Source organism: Vibrio sp. S12_S33, from assembly GCF_963889785.1.
Lineage (GTDB): Bacteria > Pseudomonadota > Gammaproteobacteria > Enterobacterales > Vibrionaceae > Vibrio > Vibrio aestuarianus.
Window position 1 is genome coordinate 1 of record NZ_CAWPQZ010000257.1, and the last position, 456, is coordinate 456.

The window sequence follows — 456 nt, forward strand, 5'->3', positions numbered from 1 at the left end:
CCTGTCGGTTCACCTTTGACATGGGTAAAGAAAGAGCTGAGTGGCACAAGAACTGAAGGCATTACTTCAAGAAACCGTGTGTAACTGAGCAGAGTTGGGAAATAACTCTTGTAGTGGCGACGCACGATCCCAAGGTAAAAGTTTTTGAAATCACGCTGATGAGACATATGGAAAGCGATAATGATTGTCATGATTTCGCTTTCGGACATCCTGCCTTTGCGGTTGCGGTTGCGGTTGCGGTTGCGGTTGCGGTTGCGGTTGCGCTTTCGTTCGCCGCTTTCAAGCTGAAGTTTTTGCCACTGAGGTAGAAAAGCCTTACAAAAGTCATCGACATGGCAAAATAAGTCTACTAGTTTATGCATAGCTGGTTCCTTTGCGATTGTTCTCTCTTGGTCGAAAGATCTGATCGCAGAACCAGCTTTTAGTTCCCTTCTTTTTTATCCCGAGTTCAGGTTA

The 456-nt window shown here is 45.6% G+C and carries 1 pseudogene; it reads right to left on the reverse strand.

From position 1 onward, the window contains the following. Positions 1 to 362: pseudogene (locus AACW06_RS20060) on the reverse strand (IS982 family transposase); the annotation flags it as partial. Positions 363 to 456: the final 94 nt, after the last annotated feature.